This window comes from Rufibacter sp. JT3400010, assembly GCF_054956755.1.
In genome coordinates this window covers 55,351-73,079 of record NZ_JBUDXA010000002.1, presented here as the reverse complement: position 1 = coordinate 73,079, position 17,729 = coordinate 55,351, and the positions used below count along the sequence as shown (strand labels likewise).

Annotated in this window: 17 protein-coding genes; 7 read left to right on the top strand and 10 right to left on the bottom strand. The window is 48.1% G+C overall.

Annotation, left to right across the window (positions count from 1 at the left end; all coding sequences use genetic code 11):
• Positions 1 to 59: 59 nt before the first annotated feature.
• The gene (locus ACY0JR_RS02125; protein WP_462632175.1) at positions 60 to 392 is read right to left on the bottom strand and encodes a hypothetical protein; all 333 of its coding nucleotides are present in this window, start codon (positions 390 to 392) and stop codon (positions 60 to 62) included.
• Positions 393 to 906: 514 nt separating this feature from the next.
• Here ACY0JR_RS02125 and htpG point away from each other — a divergent pair.
• The gene (htpG, locus tag ACY0JR_RS02120; protein ID WP_462632174.1) at positions 907 to 2,736 is read left to right on the top strand and encodes a molecular chaperone HtpG; all 1,830 of its coding nucleotides are present in this window, start codon (positions 907 to 909) and stop codon (positions 2,734 to 2,736) included.
• A gap of 197 nt (positions 2,737 to 2,933) precedes the next feature.
• On the opposite strand, the gene ACY0JR_RS02115 is transcribed toward htpG, so the two are convergent.
• The 3 genes from ACY0JR_RS02115 to ACY0JR_RS02105 all read right to left on the bottom strand — a co-directional run bounded on the left by ACY0JR_RS02115 (position 2,934) and on the right by ACY0JR_RS02105 (position 5,376).
• A complete protein-coding gene (locus ACY0JR_RS02115) occupies positions 2,934 to 3,785 on the bottom strand; it encodes an agmatine deiminase family protein (RefSeq protein WP_462632173.1) in 852 nt (283 codons plus the stop codon).
• Positions 3,782 to 4,300: a hypothetical protein gene (locus tag ACY0JR_RS02110; protein WP_462632172.1), complete on the bottom strand. Its 519-nt coding sequence runs from the start codon at positions 4,298 to 4,300 to the stop codon at positions 3,782 to 3,784. The genes ACY0JR_RS02115 and ACY0JR_RS02110 overlap by 4 nt, the downstream gene beginning before the upstream one ends.
• 101 nt (positions 4,301 to 4,401) lie before the next feature.
• The gene (locus ACY0JR_RS02105; protein ID WP_462632171.1) at positions 4,402 to 5,376 is read right to left on the bottom strand and encodes a hypothetical protein; all 975 of its coding nucleotides are present in this window, start codon (positions 5,374 to 5,376) and stop codon (positions 4,402 to 4,404) included.
• A gap of 242 nt (positions 5,377 to 5,618) precedes the next feature.
• Between ACY0JR_RS02105 and ACY0JR_RS02100 the strand changes: the two genes are divergently transcribed.
• Positions 5,619 to 6,875 (top strand): exo-beta-N-acetylmuramidase NamZ family protein, encoded by a 1,257-nt coding sequence (locus ACY0JR_RS02100; RefSeq protein WP_462632170.1) that lies wholly within the window; start codon positions 5,619 to 5,621, stop codon positions 6,873 to 6,875.
• A gap of 460 nt (positions 6,876 to 7,335) precedes the next feature.
• On the opposite strand, the gene ACY0JR_RS02095 is transcribed toward ACY0JR_RS02100, so the two are convergent.
• From ACY0JR_RS02095 to ACY0JR_RS02085, 3 genes are all read right to left on the bottom strand, one after another.
• Positions 7,336 to 8,106: a DoxX family membrane protein gene (locus ACY0JR_RS02095; RefSeq protein WP_462632168.1), complete on the bottom strand. Its 771-nt coding sequence runs from the start codon at positions 8,104 to 8,106 to the stop codon at positions 7,336 to 7,338.
• Positions 8,107 to 8,355: 249 nt separating this feature from the next.
• Positions 8,356 to 9,186 (bottom strand): 4,5-DOPA-extradiol-dioxygenase, encoded by an 831-nt coding sequence (gene ygiD / locus ACY0JR_RS02090; protein ID WP_462632167.1) that lies wholly within the window; start codon positions 9,184 to 9,186, stop codon positions 8,356 to 8,358.
• Between the two features lie 418 nt (positions 9,187 to 9,604).
• Entirely contained in the window at positions 9,605 to 10,183 is a 579-nt protein-coding gene (locus tag ACY0JR_RS02085) for a Crp/Fnr family transcriptional regulator (protein WP_462632166.1), read from the bottom strand.
• Positions 10,184 to 10,474: 291 nt separating this feature from the next.
• Between ACY0JR_RS02085 and ACY0JR_RS02080 the strand changes: the two genes are divergently transcribed.
• Both ACY0JR_RS02080 and ACY0JR_RS02075 read left to right on the top strand, forming a co-directional pair.
• Positions 10,475 to 10,858 (top strand): DoxX family protein, encoded by a 384-nt coding sequence (locus ACY0JR_RS02080; RefSeq protein WP_462632165.1) that lies wholly within the window; start codon positions 10,475 to 10,477, stop codon positions 10,856 to 10,858.
• A 50-nt stretch (positions 10,859 to 10,908) separates the two neighbouring features.
• Positions 10,909 to 11,766: a dioxygenase family protein gene (locus tag ACY0JR_RS02075; protein WP_462632164.1), complete on the top strand. Its 858-nt coding sequence runs from the start codon at positions 10,909 to 10,911 to the stop codon at positions 11,764 to 11,766.
• Positions 11,767 to 12,181: 415 nt separating this feature from the next.
• On the opposite strand, the gene ACY0JR_RS02070 is transcribed toward ACY0JR_RS02075, so the two are convergent.
• The 3 genes from ACY0JR_RS02070 to ACY0JR_RS02060 form a co-directional block, all read right to left on the bottom strand.
• Positions 12,182 to 13,129, bottom strand: coding sequence for an NAD(P)H-dependent flavin oxidoreductase (locus ACY0JR_RS02070; RefSeq protein ID WP_462632163.1), 948 nt, complete (start codon positions 13,127 to 13,129; stop codon positions 12,182 to 12,184).
• Positions 13,130 to 13,208: 79 nt separating this feature from the next.
• Entirely contained in the window at positions 13,209 to 13,814 is a 606-nt protein-coding gene (locus ACY0JR_RS02065; RefSeq protein WP_462632161.1) for a hypothetical protein, read from the bottom strand.
• 13 nt (positions 13,815 to 13,827) lie between these two features.
• Positions 13,828 to 14,826 (bottom strand): sugar phosphate nucleotidyltransferase, encoded by a 999-nt coding sequence (locus ACY0JR_RS02060; RefSeq protein WP_462632160.1) that lies wholly within the window; start codon positions 14,824 to 14,826, stop codon positions 13,828 to 13,830.
• Between the two features lie 321 nt (positions 14,827 to 15,147).
• Between ACY0JR_RS02060 and ACY0JR_RS02055 the strand changes: the two genes are divergently transcribed.
• The 3 genes from ACY0JR_RS02055 (at position 15,148) to ACY0JR_RS02045 (ending at position 17,081) form a co-directional block, all read left to right on the top strand.
• Complete coding sequence (locus ACY0JR_RS02055) at positions 15,148 to 15,726, top strand: LemA family protein (protein ID WP_462632159.1); 579 nt, start codon at positions 15,148 to 15,150, stop codon at positions 15,724 to 15,726.
• Positions 15,727 to 15,852: 126 nt separating this feature from the next.
• Positions 15,853 to 16,314, top strand: a complete 462-nt coding sequence (locus ACY0JR_RS02050; protein ID WP_462632157.1) for a TPM domain-containing protein — start codon at positions 15,853 to 15,855, stop codon at positions 16,312 to 16,314.
• The gene (locus ACY0JR_RS02045) at positions 16,314 to 17,081 is read left to right on the top strand and encodes a TPM domain-containing protein (protein WP_462632156.1); all 768 of its coding nucleotides are present in this window, start codon (positions 16,314 to 16,316) and stop codon (positions 17,079 to 17,081) included. Before ACY0JR_RS02050 ends, ACY0JR_RS02045 begins: the two co-directional genes overlap by 1 nt.
• Positions 17,082 to 17,729 lie beyond the last annotated feature (648 nt).

Below are 17,729 nucleotides of genomic sequence, written 5' to 3'. Positions count from 1 at the left end.
AAAACAGCCTCCAAACGGATGCGCACGGAAAGGCCTAGCCTCTCCTGCCGAAGAAAAAATTAAGAAAGGAAAGAGGGGGCAGGAGGGCCGCGTAGAAAAGAATGCGCCGGAGCCGTGGCGTAACCGGCCAGCGTCACAGAAGAACCATGCTGCACCGCGTGCACCAGCGGAACCGGCAGCACCACACCCTCAGGAGCCTGGAATGACGCCTGGAACAGGTTGTCAACCGGACAGTGGTTGTGCTTGGCGCTAAGCTCCTGCTTACCCGCTTGGTGGGTGTGCTCCGGCGTGTGTTCGTGCGCGTGCAATTGCAGCAGCAGCGCATCCGGGGTCATGACCCGGGCGAACAGCAGCAGCAAAAACAGGGCACTATAGCGCGAGAAGTTTTTCACCGGAACAGGTTAGATTCGGCCAAATATACAAAGTTTTCGCAGGAACGGTTGTCTTTACGTGTTTTTTGCCGTCAGCCAATCTGCCAACCTGTCACTTTCAGCCGTCTGGAACAGCTTTTGCCAAGGGAAGAATTGTTGCTGGCTGGTGGTTGGTTGTTTTGCAAGTAGCAAACATTCCCAGTTGTCCCCCTTTGAAGGGGGTAGGGGGATGACAAGGCCAGATGAGGAACCTTAGCAAAAGCCGTGCTCTCAGCTTCTGGCGCGAGTCTCAAGACTCGTGCCGATGGATGGGGCGAGTCTCCGGACTCGCCGGGAACCATAAGCCGGAAATGTGGAAATTTGGAGTCTGGAGACTCCACGCATCCTCTGGCACGAGTCTGGAGACTCGCGCCAGAGGTAAGACGTTCCTGCTTTAAGCCTCGTTTTCAGAAAACAGGCTCAGAACAGGAGCATCGGCACAGCCGAAAGTAGAATAGGAAACAAGTAATTACTTATAACATCGATATAGAAAGAAATGGAAGAAAAAGGCACGATTTCGATTCACACCGAGAACATTTTCCCCATCATCAAGAAGTTCTTGTACTCAGACCATGAGATTTTCTTGCGCGAACTGGTTTCTAACGCCGTGGATGCGAGCCAGAAAGCCAAAAGCCTCTCCAGCATTGGCGAGCTGAAAGGTGACCTGGGCGAGCTGAAGGTGACCGTGAAGGTAGACAAAGAGAAAAAGCAAATCATCATCTCTGACAACGGGATTGGGATGACTGCCGAGGAGATCAAGAAATACATCAACCAGATTGCTTTCTCTGGCGCTACTGAGTTTGTGGAGCGCTACAAAGACTCCAACGCTGACAAGAGCCAGATCATCGGGCAGTTCGGTTTAGGGTTCTACTCGGCGTTTATGGTGGCTGGTACCGTAGAGATTGACACGTTGTCACACCAAGACGGTTCTGAGCCTGCGCACTGGATTTGCGACGGTTCTACGGAGTTTACTATCACCAACGGAACCCGCACTGAGCGCGGAACCGATGTGATTCTAAACATTGCCGAAGATTCTGAGGAGTTCCTGGAAGAGGCGCGTCTGCAATCCATCCTGAACAAATACTGCAAGTTCCTGCCTATTCCGGTGGAGTTCAACGGCGAGACCATCAACAACCCGAACCCGATTTGGACTAAGTCTCCGTCTGAACTGACCGACGAGGACTACAAGAACTTCTACAAAGAACTGTATCCGTTCTCTGAGGACCCACTGTTCTGGATTCACCTGAACGTGGACTATCCGTTCAACCTGACCGGTATTCTTTACTTCCCTAAAGTGAAGAATGAGTTCGATTTCCAGAAAAACAAAATCCAGCTTTATAGCCGCCAGGTATTCATCACCGATGAGGTGAAAGACGTGGTGCCGGAGTTCCTGATGCTGTTGCACGGCGTTATTGACTCGCCAGACATTCCGTTGAACGTAAGCCGCTCTTTCTTGCAGGCCGATGCCAACGTGAAGAAAATCAACACCTACATCACCCGTAAGGTGGCCGATAAACTGAACGAGATCTACAAGAAAGACCGCACCGCCTACGAAGAGAAGTGGAACGACATCGCGGTGTTCGTGAAGTACGGTATGCTTTCCGATGATAAGTTCTACGAGAAAGCCAAAGACTTCGCCCTGTTGCAAAGCACCGACGAGAAATTCTATACTTTGGAAGAGTACCGCAACTACGTGCAGGCAAACCAAACCGACAAAGACGGCAACCTGGTGATTCTGTACACCACTGACCCTGAGAAGCAGCATGCCTTCATTGAGACCGCCAAAAACCGCAACTATGACGTGGTGAAGCTGGATACTATGATTGACCCGCACTTCATTGGTCAATTAGAGCAGAAGTTGGACAAAACAACCCTGAAACGCGTTGACGCCGACACCATCGACAAGCTCATCCAGACCGATGCCAAGCCAGAGAGCGTGCTGTCAGAGGACGAGACCAATCGTTTGAAGGAGCTTTTCGAGAAAGCGATCTCCAACCAGAACATGACCGTAGGCGTGGAAGCTTTAAGCACCGATGACCAGCCGGTGATCATTACCCTGCCAGAATTCATGCGCCGCATGAAAGACATGAACCGCATGGGCGGCGGTGGCGGCATGATGATGATGGGCAACCTACCAGACATGTACAATGTGACCATCAACGCCAACCACCCCATCAATCACCGCATCCTCAAAACCACCGATGAGCGCGGCGAGAAGATAGCCAAGCAGGCCTATGACCTGGCCCTGTTGTCACAGAACATGCTTTCCGGTGCTGCCTTGACGGCCTTCGTGAAGCGTAGCGTGGAGTTGATTGACAAAGAATAGTCTGCTATTTAAGCGCTGTTTTACAGAAAATAGGCCGGAAACGTATGTTTCCGGCCTATTTTGGTTTTTAGGCTTCTTCCTACCCCTCTTTTGTCATCCTGAAAGAATCTTGTGGGCGAATGGTAGTAGCGTTACGTAACCGGTTGTCTAGTTCGTACACAAGATCCTTTCAGGATGACAGGAAAAAGAAAGAATGGTTAGAGTTTTACATTCCAAGTTACGCAGTTCAACACACCTCCCTGGTTAGCAATTTCATTAGAAAGAATAGGGTAAATAATGCAATCAGGATAAAGCTCCTTCATCTTGGCTTGTACAATCTCATCTTCTTGTAGATCAAAGAAAGGAAGCAGAATAACCCTACCAATCTGTGCGAAGTTGATATAACAACCTTTGGCGGTATAATCTCCTGCTTCATTCTTTTCCTCAGACCGCACGTAGGGAAATGGGATAATTTCTAAGCTTGTCTTTTCTAAAGCTCTGGAAAGCCGTTTCTTCCAACTGGGAGTTTCTTGGCAGAAATCATTCACCAGCAAACGGCGTTCATCCAAAAACCGAACCATCCCATCGGCGTGGCCGGTAAAGTCATAAGGCTGACTGGGTATGATGAAGAGTTTCTCTAATTGGAGGTCATTTTGAACAGCCTTTCTAACGTCCTCTTTAGTTAAGTGGCTGTTCTCTTTGAAAACTCTTTCTGTGATAATTGCTGTGCCTTTAGCATTGACTACATTGCCTCCATCTAGGTTTAAAGATGAAGTGTTAATTGGTGAATGCCAAGCAAGGGATACCTCAGAAGTATCGGTCTTGGTATGGCGAAATCTGTCATTATTCAGGTAGCTGGGATCGTAGCGGAACTGCACCATTTCACTTTCTGAAACCTGCACTGGCATATAATCACGACACCAGATGTCTTTTGTGCCTTGAAGGAGGCCGTAGCTAATACCTTCTTTGTCTAGGATATTTTTCAGCCTGAACCAGAAAGGTTGGTATTTTACTTCGGTGGTTAGTAAGGAAGAGAAGTAGACAAAATTGGTTTTCTGGTCGGTGATCATTTAGCTAGCCGCTTCTGCCAAACTGTTTTAATGGCTTGTCCAATTTGTTTGAACTCTTCTTCTGTAAAAGTGTCTGTTTTGGCGTTATTGCACCAGTAGCAGGCGCAGACCATGTTGTCTAGTGTGTAAGACTCGTTTGGCTCTTTGCGATCAATCTCAAATTTTCGTCCTCTGCTGCGCTTCGTAAGCTGAGGGTATTTTTGCCAAAGAGTATCCATCTGCTCTTGGGAGATACCACAATAGTGGCAATGCTTTGGGGCATTATACCATTTATTGAATTCAATGAAATCTATATCCCCTTTAAGAGCTTTAGATTTCCATACTCCCAATGTGGTAGCTAATTGTTCGCGTTCAGACGTCAGGTTGTTCCATAGACTTCTGCAGTCAGCAAGTGAAATACCATGCTTCTCGGCTATTTCGTGGTATTTGACTTGTTCAACTACCGCAAGTCGTAAGAATTTCTGTTCGGTTGTTTCTTCCGTTAAAGCCGAAGTTTCTCTAGTAGTAGTTTCCATTAATAGTTAATATATATTAAGTATCATATATGATAGTTTTGGAAAGCGTGTAGGGGGAATGCCCAAGCAGTATTTGCTTAAAGCATCGGAAAAACATTAAATCAAGGATTGTTCCTGCTATACATAGCTTTGGATTCCGGCTCAGAAGCATCAATGATCACGCCGGCCTCCCTGTATTTCTTTAGCAAAGCCTTGGCTTGGGTTTTATCAGTCTTTTTCAAGGCCTGAAAATAAGGCTGGACTAGTTTGTTTGCTTCTGAATGAGGAGCGCACCTGTTCAACTCACTGTAGGCAACGGCGAAGTAGGTGTCTAGCTTATTCTTTATTTCCAGAGAAATCACGGGCGTGTTGACCAGGCCTTCCAGCAAAACAGTTAAATAGTATTTCTTCCTTGCCAAGCTTTCCTGGGCGTAAACAAAAGAAGAGTTTCTGTCCACAAAGCTTTCCCACCAGAGGACTCTGTTTACAAACGCTTCTTCTATAATGGCTACGTTACCATTATGAGCGAACCCTTCTTTCGTTTCTCTGTTCACCTGCTCCAAATACTCTTTCAGGACAGGGCTAAGGAAGGAATAAAAGTGGGTAGCTATGAAATCCCGATGTTGCTTTAAGTAAGCGCCTTCTCTCGTAAAAGCAATCTCAAAACCGTTGTCTTCCATGGTTTGGCTGTAGTCCTTCAGCCTTTCAGAGAACTGGGGAGGATGGTGGCCTTCAGATGCCAGGATCACTACTTTGAAATCTGATGCGTAACGACGACTGTGGATTTGATTAATGGCCTTGTCTACGCGTTGGTAAAACTGCTCAAAAATCACATAGCCAGAATCGGCCAGTGCCATAGGTTGCCCTGCAAACAAAGAAGCATACTTCCGGGCAGCCTCTGAGACACTTTTTACCTCAGCAGTGTCTAAAAGAGAGACAAACTCTTCATACTCTTTGAGGGGAGCGTTGACGGGTGTTATTTGCTCAACCAAAGTCAGAAGCGTTGCGCTAACTCCTTGTACCTGAAGATCAACCTTGGGTTGGCAAGCGGCCGTTACTAGAAAAGCGACGAAGAACAGAAGATAGGTCTTCTTCATAGGCGTATGTCAAAAGAGATTTCTGTGCCTTTTTGAGGAGAAGGTTCAATATACAAAATACTTGAGCGAAGCAGCCCAGTTTCCAAGCTACTTTTAGGAAAGCGTATAAAAAACACAGCTCCTTTTCTGCCATTGCCCAAGCCTTTTGCTCAATATTGAATAATATAGCCTAAGTACTTATTTCATTGTTACTTTGGAGGCAAACCCTCATCTTGCATCAGAACTCCAATCTTTTCCAATCTATGGCTAAATCCTTGCTGTCCTTTTTATCGCTTGGCCTCCTAACGGTCATACTAGCCAATGGCTCCTGTACCAAGTCCTCTGCCCCAACTGCTGCGCAAAGCAGTTCAACCTTAGCCAAAGCCAAACCCGGCCTTATCACCGGGGCCGACCAGACGCAGAAATATGTGCCCTACTTGAAAGACAAGAAAGTAGCCATGGTGGTAAACCAATCTTCTACCATCGGTGGAAAGCCTAGTGTGGACAGCTTGTTGGCGGCGGGAATTCAGATTGTGAAGGTATTTGGGCCGGAGCACGGCTTCAGGGGCAACGCCAGCAACGGCGCCAAGGTAGACGATGAAGTAGACGCCAAAACGGGCATTCCCATTATCTCGCTGTATGGTAAGAAGCGGAAGCCCAGCAAAGAAGATCTGGCGGGTGTAGACGTGCTCATCTATGACATCCAGGACGTAGGCGTTCGTTTCTACACCAACATCAACACGCTGCGCGATGTCATGGAATCTGCCGCCGAGCACAACGTGGAACTGATGGTGCTGGACCGCCCCAATCCGCACGCCTACATGATTGACGGGCCTATTCTGGACATGAAGTATAAATCGGGTATTGGGCAGTTTCCTATTCCCATTGCGCACGGGCTTACCGTAGGCGAGTTTGCCCAGATGGTGAACGGCGAAGGCTGGATGGAGAAAGGGCTGAAGCTAAGCAAGCTCAACATCGTCAAACTGGCCAATTACCACCATGACATGCCGTACGTGCTGCCCGTGAACCCCTCGCCTAACCTGAACACGCCGCAATCTGTGATGCTGTACCCCAGCCTGTGTCTGTTTGAAGGAACCATCATCAGCCAGGGACGCGGTACGCATATGCCGTTTACTGTTCTAGGTGCACCCGCTCTGAAAGGCAAATACGACTTCACCTTTACCCCCGTCAGCCTCAAAGGCATGAGCGAGACTCCGCTGCACATGAACGAAGCTTGTTACGGTTTGGATCTTCGGAAATACGATGTAGAGCAACTCAGAAAGAAACGCCAGATCAATTTGAGCTGGATGATAGAACTGTATAAGGCCTATCCCGAGAAAGCGCGCTTCTTTGACTCATCCTACAGCAAACAGATGGGCGTCATTGAGCGCTTAGCCGGCGTAGCCGATTTCCGGAAACAGATAGAAGAAGGCTGGTCTGAGGAAAGAATCAGAGAAACCTGGGAGCCCGGCCTAAAAGCGTACAAGGAGATGCGCAAAAAGTACCTGTTATATCCGTGAGACAAAACAGATAGATTTATTGGAGAATGACAATCATTTCTATTGAATGGAATCACTGAAAAAGCACGAATTAGAAAACGCTAGTTCTACCTTGGTATTCTACTTTGTTGTAGGCATACTGGTCACTATCTTCAACACGGTTTCACTGTTCAAGTCCGGACCTTGTACTCCCGGTCTTGATTTACTTTCCTTCTTTTTGGTTGGTCCCGTGAGCCTAGTCTTGCTTTTTGTTAATTCAATCCGAAGGATAATCGGAAACAGACCTACCCTTTATTCTGCCATTCTCCACCTTATTGGGTTCTCCACTTGGTGTGTATTTCTTAATCTTGGAGGATAAGGGTTGACCTAAAAGCCCAAGGTGGTTTAGTTTGAAATTGTTTTCACCAAAAGAGGCCGGAAATGTTCCGGCCTCTTCTGTTTAGGGGGCTAATGTGTTTCTAAGCCTTCAGTAGAATTTCGGCTACAGTACTACCAGAGAAGGTTGCCTGGGTATAGGAGCCGTTTTCCGGGAATTAAGCCAAAAACTGAGCAACAGCAGCAGAAGCAAAATTCCGCAGCTAGCCGCCAGCATCAATTGCACATGGGGGAGCTTAAACCAAAGGGTCACCAGAAGCATATTGCCAATTGCTTGGCCTACCACAATCTTCTGCAGTTTATTGAGTAAGGCTGGCACCAGCACACAGCCCCCTGTTGCTAGGAAGGTCATTATACCGAAGGTGTTGGTGAGTACGTTGTTGAAAGGCGCAGCGGCCATGGTCAGCAAAGCCAAGGTCAGCACAAACCAGGGGCGCCGACCGCCTCGGAATGCTTCTAAAGGTGATGGAAATATCATCGGCTGTGCCGATGGGGAAAAAAGGAACAGGAACCGCTTGTATTCATACAGCAGCAACAATACGTTTAGCAAAAGAAAAACGGTATTAACGTAAGGTGTGCCTGCCCAATTCTGTGAGACGGTTACTGCCAGAATGGAAACGTTCATGGGTACCAGCATAATTGCGCCCAAGGTGCTGAACCGTTGCGTAAACAATAAAGCCCCACAGATTACCTGGCAACACGCTACTACCTGTGCAAATAACCCAAGGCCGTGCTTCGCAAGAGCTTCCTCTAGCCAGGGCGGACCAATCAGTTGCCCGAACTGCCCATGCGTGAGCTTGCAAACGCCCGCCGAGAAAAAGATATAGCCTAAAAACAGGCGAGTAAGAAGAACGAGGAAGTCTTTGTTTTGAATCATGGCCTTTAAGATGTTACAGCTTAAACAGAGCCACTTCACCCAAAGCCGCTCCTTTCATGACCACAAGTAAAGAAGCTTCTTTCTCGTCTGAAAATCTTTTAGACCAACCGCCGCATCATCTAGACAAACTCCAGCTTTTTCCCTGAACCTCAGCAAAAAAAGCATTATTAAATGGACGTTTTAAAGGGGTTTAAAGCAAAAGAGGCCGAAATCGTTTCGGCCTCTTTTTAGGAAATTTTGGGTGAGCACCTAAGCGCCTATTTTCACTGAGGTCATGGTCAAAGACCCGCCTACCATTTTATCGTTAAAGAACGAGGTTTCTTCGTCTTTGCCTTGCAAGCCCAGTGTGTACAAAAGTGGCAGGTAATGTTCTACGGTAGGAATGGCCATCAAGGCTTCTTTGCCCATGGTCTGGTAGTTGATGAGCGGCTGATGGTCACGGTTCAGGATGAGTTCCTTGAACTTCTCGTTCATGGTGTGCGTCCAGTCATAACCGCCGCCGTTAATCATGCTCCAGTTCATCATGCGCAGGTTATGCACCATGTTGCCGCTGCCCGCTATGAGCACGCCTTTCTTGCGCAAAGCGGTGAGTTCTTTGGCTAAGTCATAGTGGTACTGAGGCCCTTTGGTGTAGTCAATGCTGAGCTGCAACACCGGAATGTTGGCCTCGGGATACATGTGCCGGATGATAGTCCAGGTGCCGTGGTCCAGTCCCCAGTCGTGGTCTAATTCTACTTCCGTGCTTTTAATCAAAGAAGCCGCTTCTTTGGCCAATGCCGCATCGCCGGGAGCAGGATATTGAACCGCAAACAACTCTTTGGGGAAACCGCCGAAGTCATGGATGGTCTGCGGGAAATCCATAGCCGTAATCTTGGTGCCTTTGGTGAACCAGTGCGCCGAGACTACCAGTACCGCTTTAGGCGTGGGAATCTCCTGCGCCATCTTCTTCCAACGTTGGCTGAACTCGTTGTCTTCAATGCCGTTCATTGGCGAGCCGTGCCCAATAAAAAGCACTGGCATGGTATAGTCTTGAGGCGTTAAATCCTCAGTAAATTTTCTGAAAGCACTTAAAGTAGTCATCGCTATTGCTCCTCCTGCAACTGATTTGATAAAGGTTCTTCTTTCCACGGATGTAATTTTTAAGCGTGAAAAAAGGGGTGAACCGCATAGGGCAGGTGCATCTAAAACAACAGGGCTGCCACCTCAGGTTCAAAATACAAAGATTGCGTGCTGTGCAACTGAAAGAAGGGAGTTTAAGAAATCGCCTGAGGATAGAGGTCCAGACCTTCAGATTTGATGGTCCTGCAAAACCTAAGCGTAACTTCCTACGCGTATACATTTAAGTAGGACATTTGCTTTCATCTCAACCAATCTTGAGCGGTTACCAAACAAACCTCTTCCTTTTAGCAGGAAGAGGTTTTCTGCCTAGAGCTACTTTATTCATAAAGAATAAACTACCTAAGTAGTACTCCTAAAGCAGAGTTATATCTGTTTGACATTATTTGTCAAGCAACTCTTTCCGGATACGGCTCAGAGATTCGGGGGTCAGCCCCAGATAAGAGGCAATCATCCAAAGCGGCAAACGCAAAGCTAGGGACGGATAAGTCTCAATAAAGCCCAGGTACCGCTGTTCCCCGGTTTCACTTAAGTGGCTGATTAGCCGTCTCTGAAAAGAACGAAGGCTATTCAGCTGTAAGCCACTCATCATCTGCGGCATGTTTGGGGCTACCTGGTTTAACACCTCAAAAAAGAAAGGGTCTATGGCTACCAAGTCTGTTGCTTCAATGGCATCAATGTAAAAGATGGCGGGGTCCTTTTTGAATAAACTGATTTGTTCGGCTATCCACCAGTTTTCGGGCGCGAACTGGATGATGTGTTCTTTGCCCTTTGCGTCAATGACATAGCTCCGCAAACATCCCTTAAGCACAAAACTACCATACTGGCAAACTTCCCCTACCCGGAGCAGTATTTGTCCCTTTTCCACGCGCCGTGTTTTCAGGTGAGGCTTCAATTGAGAAAGCTGGTGCTCATTGATAGCCAGCTTAGAACGCAAATAATCAAAGAAGGCTTCTTCCATTTTTAGAAAGGTGTATAGGGTGTTAACTGGTTAAATCCCAAAAGGGGTATTTAAAGGAGTTGGAAGCTTTCACCATGGATGCCTGGTGCCAAAATTATATAGTACTCGCTTTGTTTAAGCAGAATAGTGATTCCACTTATATAGGCCAGCCTTTTGTTTTCTTAACATACATCAAGGCGTACCCCTCAGAATCTCCCCAACTTTGTGTCACAATAAAAGAAAACCACAACTAAAAACCTGAACAATATGACAGCGCACAGTTTAACAACCCAGAAAAGTTCTTCAAAGGCATTGAACATCACCCTTTGGATAGCGCAGGTACTTCTGGCCGGCATGTTCCTGATGTCGGGCTTCATGAAATTAGCCCAGCCTATTGACCAGCTCTCGCAGATGCTGCCTTGGGCCAGCCAGGTGCCAGAAGGACTGGTGAGGTTTATTGGAGTAAGCGAGGTACTGGGAGGGCTAGGCTTAATACTGCCTGCATTGCTCCGCATTAAACCTATCTTAACCGCTTGGGCGGCCTTGGGCCTTGTAGCCGTGATGGTTCTTGCCTCTATCTTTCACGCCTCAAGAGGCGAGTTCTCGGCCATCGGGATGAACGTTGTCCTAATCCTGTTGGCTGGCTTTGTTGCCTGGGGAAGGTTTAAGAAAGCCCCTATCCAACCTAGAGCCTAATCAAGGTGAACCGGAATCAATTTTTAAAAACATTAGTCGCTTTTTCCACCATGAGTTCATTAAGTAGTTTCAAAAGCTTCACTGATTCACTTCCCACGCAAAGCAGGAAGATGCCCGTGCTGTTCACCTCGCACGGCAGCCCCTTAGATATCCCGCTTACCAAAGAGGAGAAACCTTTCTGGAATAACCTGTACGAGCTGGGCTTGCAGCTGCAGAACAAGTACGAGGTAAAAGCGGCTTTGATTGTATCGGCGCATTGGTGCACGAAAGGCACGTTTGTGAACATTTCTCCTGAGCAAACCCAGATTTATGACTATTACGGGTTCCCGAAGGAATACTACGAGGTGAAGTACCAGGCCAAAGGAGCACCCATTATTGCCCAAGAAGTGAAGAAAATCATTCCCTCAGTGCAGGAAACTCCTGAGTGGGGTCTGGACCATGGTGCCTGGCCTATGCTTATGCACTTGTTCCCGCAGGCCAATATACCGGTGTTCCAGATGAGCATTGACTACCATGCCAAGCCCGAGTACCACTATGAGTTGGGTAAACAGTTGAAGTCTCTGCGGGAAAAGGGTGTGCTTATCATTGGCAGCGGTTCTCTTATTCATAACCTGAGCCTGGCCGGTCAGAAGTTTCGGAGCGGGGACCTGACACCCTTTGGCTGGGAGGCAGATTACGACCATTGGTTAAAGAAGCAATTGGACGAGCGAAATTTCAGCAACCTCATTCAGTACGAAACCAGCCACAAGCTCGGCAAGTTGGCTTCCCCAACCCCTGACCATTATGTACCGGTGCTTTACAGCTTAGGCTTAATGGACAGCAAGGACGAGCTGAAGCACTTCTACGAGGAGGCTGTCACCATTCCGGCCTTCAGTGAACGAAGCTTTCTTATTGAGAATAATGCGTAAGGAGTAAACTTTAAGAGCTTCATAAACTAACCAATGGGATGTTGCTATTACAAAGGGTAAGCTATTTGACGTTTCGCATCAACTTCAACAGTTGCGTGCTATTGTCAAAGGAGCCTCAACAGAAACAGCCTACAGAAAAGCAGTACATTAGTATTAGTGAAAACGGCCGGTTTGTTCGTTTGCTGGCCGTTATCACCAAAATCAATTGTAACCTCAGCTAATACTTTCAATCAGGTTATAGAAATCCAGTCTGATAAACTGATAGAAAGGACACAACAGAGACCTTTTTCATCAGGTGGAATTTCTGTTTTAGATACTGCTAACTTCAGTGTTTTCTGTAGGATACTTATCTACTTGTTAGGATGATTGAAATGTTGTTGGGCAACATCTGATAATCTGACCAAGAGTTAAAAGCTTACCGCCACTCTCCACAAAACCTTGCCTTCCCTTCCTCAAACTCCTGCCACATTTCGCGCAAGATGTCTCCGGCGGGTTTAATGTCTTTGACTATAGCGGCGGCCTGTCCAATCTCCAGTTCGCCTTCTTCCAAATCACCCTCGTACATGCCGCGCTTAGCCCGACGGGAACCTAACAACTCGGCTAACTCCAGGTTGGTGGCCCCACGAAGTTCGGCAGCTTTCACGTCTTGGTAGAACTTGTTTTTGAGCAGACGTACGGGCGTGAGTTGCTTCAGAGAAAGTTCGGTATCTCCTTCCTGTGCAGAAACCACGCGGTCTTTGAAGCTTTGGTGGGCGCTGGATTCTACGCTGGCCACAAACCGACTGCCTACCTGAACGCCCTCGGCCCCTAAAGCCAATGCGCCAAAAATACCGGCACCGTTTGCAATACCACCGGCGGCAATCAGCGGCAGATTTACCGCCTGGCGCACTAACGGGATAAGGCAGAACGTGGTGGTTTCCTCACGGCCGTTGTGACCCCCAGCTTCAAACCCTTCGGCTACAATGGCGTCTACCCCGGCTTCTTCACATTTACGCGCAAACTTCACGTTGCTCACCACATGTACTACTTTGGAGCCGTTCTCCTGTAGCACTTTGGTCCAGGTCTTCGGGTTTCCGGCGGAAGTTACCACTACGGGCACTTTCTCTTCCATGATGATTTTGAAGTGCTCCTCCAAATCTGGGTACAGCAAAGGCACGTTCACGCCGAAAGGTTTGTCTGTGGCGGCTTTGCATTTCTGGATATGCTCACGCAAGGTGTCTGGGTACATGGAACCGGCGCCAATCAGACCTAGTCCACCGGCATTGCTCACCGCCGAGGCCAGTTCCCAGCCGCTGCACCAGATCATGCCCGCTTGGATAATAGGGTATTGTATGTTGAAGAGTTGGGTAATTCTGTTGCTCATTTGTGTATCAAGAAGTAAGTAATTGTGTCATCTATAACGTGCTTACTTTTTATCTAAATACTATTTTCTTGTAGGTGTCTCAAATCTTTTCTATAAGTTGAGGTGGTAGCAGTTTATCTAAAAAGATTTTTTGTTTCTTTTCAACTACTAGAAACTTCCAATCACTTTTCCCATCTGTAGAAATTGCATAAGCCTGTTTCCCTATCATTATGTCGTAAAAGCCTGTTTTCTCATCATATAGAACATTTTCAGAACCATAAGCTTGTTGAAGAATCGCTTTGGTGAGATTCATTCTTTGTTTCTGTCCATCTTCAGTTGCGTCCTCATCCACATTGTCATCTCTTTTCAACTTCATTTTCATTAAGCTCGAATACTGAAGGTGGGAATAAAACTTATCGCCAATTTTTTCAGCATCTGAGATTTTAATGTTTTCAGGGCTCTTCAGCTCAAATTCCATTTCAGAATTATTGAAGGTCATTTCCATTGCTTTAATCATCTGAGTTTTGGGAATCAGCTCAAAGACATCTGCTGGAATAAAATCCATGGACTTTTCAAAATCTTTGTCAATAATCAAGTTATTGTAATGGATGAATTGCTTCTCAATTTCTACTTTGTAGTCTTGACAGAAGCCAACTGCAGAAATGGTTAGAAAGAGGAAGGTCAGGAGTATAGAACTAATTTTCATGCTTCAAAGCAGGTTAATGGCTGAAATCAATCTCGGTGCTGTCGCCAATGTTCAGGCGCTGGCTTAGGCCTTTCAGGGAAGAGTCTGAACCTACCAGGGAATCTTCCAGCACGGCATAGCCCAGTTCGGCGTAGCCGCCAATGATGGAGTTGCGCACAATGGTGTAGTTGAGGATGGCGCTTTCCCCGATGGCTACGTTGGGACCCACAATGGAGTTGGAGATCTGCACGCCTTTGCCAATGCTCACTGGCGGAATAATGATGGTATTGGGAAACTCAGGGTACTCCGCGCGTTTGAACTCGGGGCGGTTGAGCAGGGTGGCATTGGCCTGGAGCAGCGTGTCTTTGCGGCCGCAGTCAAACCAATGGTCTACTTGCAGGGACACCATTTTCTCGCCGTGCTCAATCATGTGCATGAGGGCATCGGTGAGGTGGTGCTCGTTCTGCGTTCTTATGTTGTTGGCGACAATGTGTTCCAGGGCCTCGGCTAATTTGGCGGGGTGGCTGATCTTGTAGAGGCCCACCAGCGCGAAGTTAGACTTCGGGATTTTCGGTTTCTCTATCACCTTTGTGATAAAACCGTCTTTGTCCATTTCGGCAATCCCGAACATGGTGGGCGTTTTGACCGGTTTCACAGCCAGCATGGTGTGTTCAGAAGAAAAGAACTGCCGCATGTCTACGTCCACAATGGTGTCGCCTAGCTGAATGAGCACGTCTTTCTCGTGCCGGAACGTCTCGCGGGCTGCCCATAATGCGTGGCCCAGGCCTTCGCGCGGCTGCTGCACCACAAACTCGGCTTCAATGTGCGGGTATTTGCGCTGCACGTAGTGCATGATTTTCTCGCCCAGATAACCTACCACCAGTACAAACTGCGTGATGCCCGCGGCCTGTAACCGTTCAATGATATGGCCCAGAATGGCTTTGCCCGCAATGGGAACCAAAGCTTTGGGTTGGGTGTGGGTGTGGGGGCGTAAGCGGGCTCCCATCCCAGCCACCGGAATTACTGCTTTCATACTACTTACAAGAAGGCTTTTCACCACAAGCTACGCAATTCCTGTGGTTTTCAAATACATGCTCTACGCAGGAAAACCGGCGAAGAAGCCATAGGTTCTAAAATCTTTATAGTGATTTTTGAATATTGAAGGAGAACCTTGCTATCTTTCGGCGGACAGTTTCTTAGGCAAAGCTGGACCCATGGCCCATGCGTTTTAGCTTCGTTTTCAGGAAATTGCGGTAAAAACGCACATTTTCGCCTGCCTTACGTATAGAGGTTGCCTATTAGTGATAAATACGGATATTGCGTACCATACCTTCTGAATAAACCATCCCGAACTATGAAAAAACTATTGCTTTACCTTGTTGGCTTTGTGATTCTGGCCTCGCAGAGTTCCTGCGGATACAATGACATGGTGCAGAAAGACGAGCAAGTCTCCAGCCAATGGGCACAAGTGCAGAACTCCTACCAACGCCGCGCCGACCTGGTGCCAAACCTGGTAAATACTGTAAAAGGAGCCGCTAACTTTGAGAAAGAAACCCTTACCCAAGTCATAGAGGCCCGCTCCAAAGCCACCAGCATCCAACTCAACGCCGACCAATTAACGCCCGAGAACATCCAACGTTTCCAAGAGGTGCAGGGCCAGTTAAGTGGTTCTTTGTCGCGTTTACTGGCTACCGCCGAGGCTTACCCAGACCTGAAAGCGAACCAGAACTTCCTGGAACTACAGGCGCAGTTGGAAGGCACCGAGAACCGAATCTCGGTGGAGCGGCAGAAGTTCAACTCCACGGTGCAAGACTATAACACCTACATCAGAGCATTTCCGCGCAACTTCTTCGCGGGTTGGTTCGGGTTTGAGAAGAAAGGCTACTTTGAAGCTGCTGCCGGTGCCCAGAACGCGCCTACGGTACAGTTCTAACTTGTATTAAGTAGCACGTATCAGGACTTTAACTTCTGTTTAGAAGCTGTTTTACAAAAGCGGGCTCTAAACAGAAGTTCCTATTGACTCAGGACTCATCACTCAAGACTCAGAACTCCCTACACCATGCCCCGCGATACCATCACCGAAGCAGATGAGGCCATCATTGTCCAGGCCATTCAGGAAGCTGAACGCAACACCTCCGGCGAGGTGCGGGTGCATATTGAGGACACCTGCGAAGGCGAGGTACTGGACCGGGCGACCCAGGTGTTTGCTTACCTGCACATGCACCAGACCAAACTGCGCAACGGGGTGTTGTTCTACGTAGCCATGAAGAGCCACAAGTTCGCTGTGCTAGGAGATGCGGGTATCAACGCCGTAGTGCCGAAGGACTTCTGGGTAGAGATTAACAAAACGGTCATCGCTGATTTCAAGGAAGGCAAGTACGCCGAGGGCCTGAGAAAAGGCATTACCATGGCCGGCGAGCAGCTTAAAAGTTATTTCCCGTATGCTGGGGACCACAAAGATATCAACGAGTTGTCTGATGATATCTCCTTTGGCAAAAACCTGGACGAGAATCAAAAATAATGAGAAAATCAATCTGGTTTCTGGGAATACTATGGCTTTGGGCTTGGCAAGGACTGGCGCAGGATTTTCCGCCGCGTCCATCACCGCCGCGTCTGGTCAATGACCTGGCCAACATTCTCTCCCCAGAGGAAGAACAAGCCTTGGAGCGAAAACTGGTGGCGTATGATGACAGTACCTCCACGCAGATTGCAGTAGTCAACATCACGTCCATCGGGGGCTATGATATCTCAGATTACGCCTTCAGGTTAGGTGAGCAATGGGGTATAGGCGAAAAGGGTAAGAACAACGGAATTCTGATTCTTACGGCGGTAAATGAACGCCGTGTGGTTATTGCCACTGGTTACGGCATGGAAGGTGTGGTGCCAGACGCCATTGCTAAACGTATCACTGAGTACACCATCAAACCCGAGTATAAGAATGGGAACTACTACGCTGGGCTAGATAAAGGAACTAGTTTCATCATTGATGTGGCCAGCGGCGAATACAAAGCAGACCCTAAAGACAGCCAGGGCGAAGGAGAAGGGGGAATTTCCATGGTCTGGATCATCATTGGTATCATGATTCTTATCTTCATCATCAGCCGCCGTGGCGGTGGCGGCGGACGGGGTGGTCGCAGAGGCATGCGCACGTTGGGCGGACCCTTCTTCCCACCTGTTATCTTCGGAGACTTCTCCGGCGGCCGCGGCATGTTTGGCGGTGGTGGCGGTGGTTTTGGTGGATTCGGAGGTGGTAGCTTTGGTGGCGGCGGCGCTGGCAGCAGTTGGTAAATAAAAAGAGGCTGTTCTCTTAAGAATATAGAAAGCGTTTCAGGTGATCTTTGCTAAAAGGAAGCCTGAAACGCTTTTTTGCTTTGGTGCATGCCGTTTGCCTGTTGCTGGCGTGGCGACTGGTTGATGCGGTGCCCTTATGCTGAGTTGTTTCATTGTTACTCTCTGTGCGCTCACGGCCGCGAGGCCCCGTCTTCCCCTCGCGCACTGCCCTTTCGGCCTGCATTGTCCTTTGCGCTTAGCTAAAGCATTTCTAAGGCCAAAAGCGAGGCGCGCTCGGGAAAGACTGGATTGGGGAAAGTAGTAATAGGCTTCTTCCCTCTAAAGCGGAGACTCCCCCTTTGAAGGGGTAGGGCCGTTAAGTTCTACATTGGAGGCTTAAACTGCGGTAAAGTCCATTGCCTTTCTTGCAGAGTTTGAGGCTATCGCCTCACTGAAGTTGCAAACTTCAGCTCATTTTAGGTCCAAGTTGAAAACTTGAACCATATCAATTTTTAGAACTTAACGGCCCTGCCCTTCAAAGGGGGCGAAGGGGGATGTTTACACCTGCAGATCATACGCATTCCCATTAGGAAACATGGTTCAAGTCTGTGACTTGGACCCACAATGACCGGAAGTTTGCAACTTCCGAGAGGCGAAAGCCTCACC

Coding starts and splice junctions, on each gene's coding strand:
- ACY0JR_RS02115 (WP_462632173.1), bottom strand. CDS start 3,785: ATGATCACCGACCAGAAAACCAATTTTGTCTACTTCTCTTCCTTACTA.
- ACY0JR_RS02105 (WP_462632171.1), bottom strand. CDS start 5,376: ATGAAGAAGACCTATCTTCTGTTCTTCGTCGCTTTTCTAGTAACGGCC.
- ygiD (WP_462632167.1), bottom strand. CDS start 9,186: ATGACTACTTTAAGTGCTTTCAGAAAATTTACTGAGGATTTAACGCCT.
- ACY0JR_RS02065 (WP_462632161.1), bottom strand. CDS start 13,814: ATGAAAATTAGTTCTATACTCCTGACCTTCCTCTTTCTAACCATTTCT.
- ACY0JR_RS02060 (WP_462632160.1), bottom strand. CDS start 14,826: ATGAAAGCAGTAATTCCGGTGGCTGGGATGGGAGCCCGCTTACGCCCC.
- ACY0JR_RS02055 (WP_462632159.1), top strand. CDS start 15,148: ATGAAAAAACTATTGCTTTACCTTGTTGGCTTTGTGATTCTGGCCTCG.
- ACY0JR_RS02095 (WP_462632168.1), bottom strand. CDS start 8,106: ATGATTCAAAACAAAGACTTCCTCGTTCTTCTTACTCGCCTGTTTTTA.
- ACY0JR_RS02045 (WP_462632156.1), top strand. CDS start 16,314: ATGAGAAAATCAATCTGGTTTCTGGGAATACTATGGCTTTGGGCTTGG.
- ACY0JR_RS02075 (WP_462632164.1), top strand. CDS start 10,909: ATGAGTTCATTAAGTAGTTTCAAAAGCTTCACTGATTCACTTCCCACG.
- ACY0JR_RS02110 (WP_462632172.1), bottom strand. CDS start 4,300: ATGGAAACTACTACTAGAGAAACTTCGGCTTTAACGGAAGAAACAACC.
- ACY0JR_RS02085 (WP_462632166.1), bottom strand. CDS start 10,183: ATGGAAGAAGCCTTCTTTGATTATTTGCGTTCTAAGCTGGCTATCAAT.
- ACY0JR_RS02050 (WP_462632157.1), top strand. CDS start 15,853: ATGCCCCGCGATACCATCACCGAAGCAGATGAGGCCATCATTGTCCAG.
- ACY0JR_RS02100 (WP_462632170.1), top strand. CDS start 5,619: ATGGCTAAATCCTTGCTGTCCTTTTTATCGCTTGGCCTCCTAACGGTC.
- htpG (WP_462632174.1), top strand. CDS start 907: ATGGAAGAAAAAGGCACGATTTCGATTCACACCGAGAACATTTTCCCC.
- ACY0JR_RS02070 (WP_462632163.1), bottom strand. CDS start 13,129: ATGAGCAACAGAATTACCCAACTCTTCAACATACAATACCCTATTATC.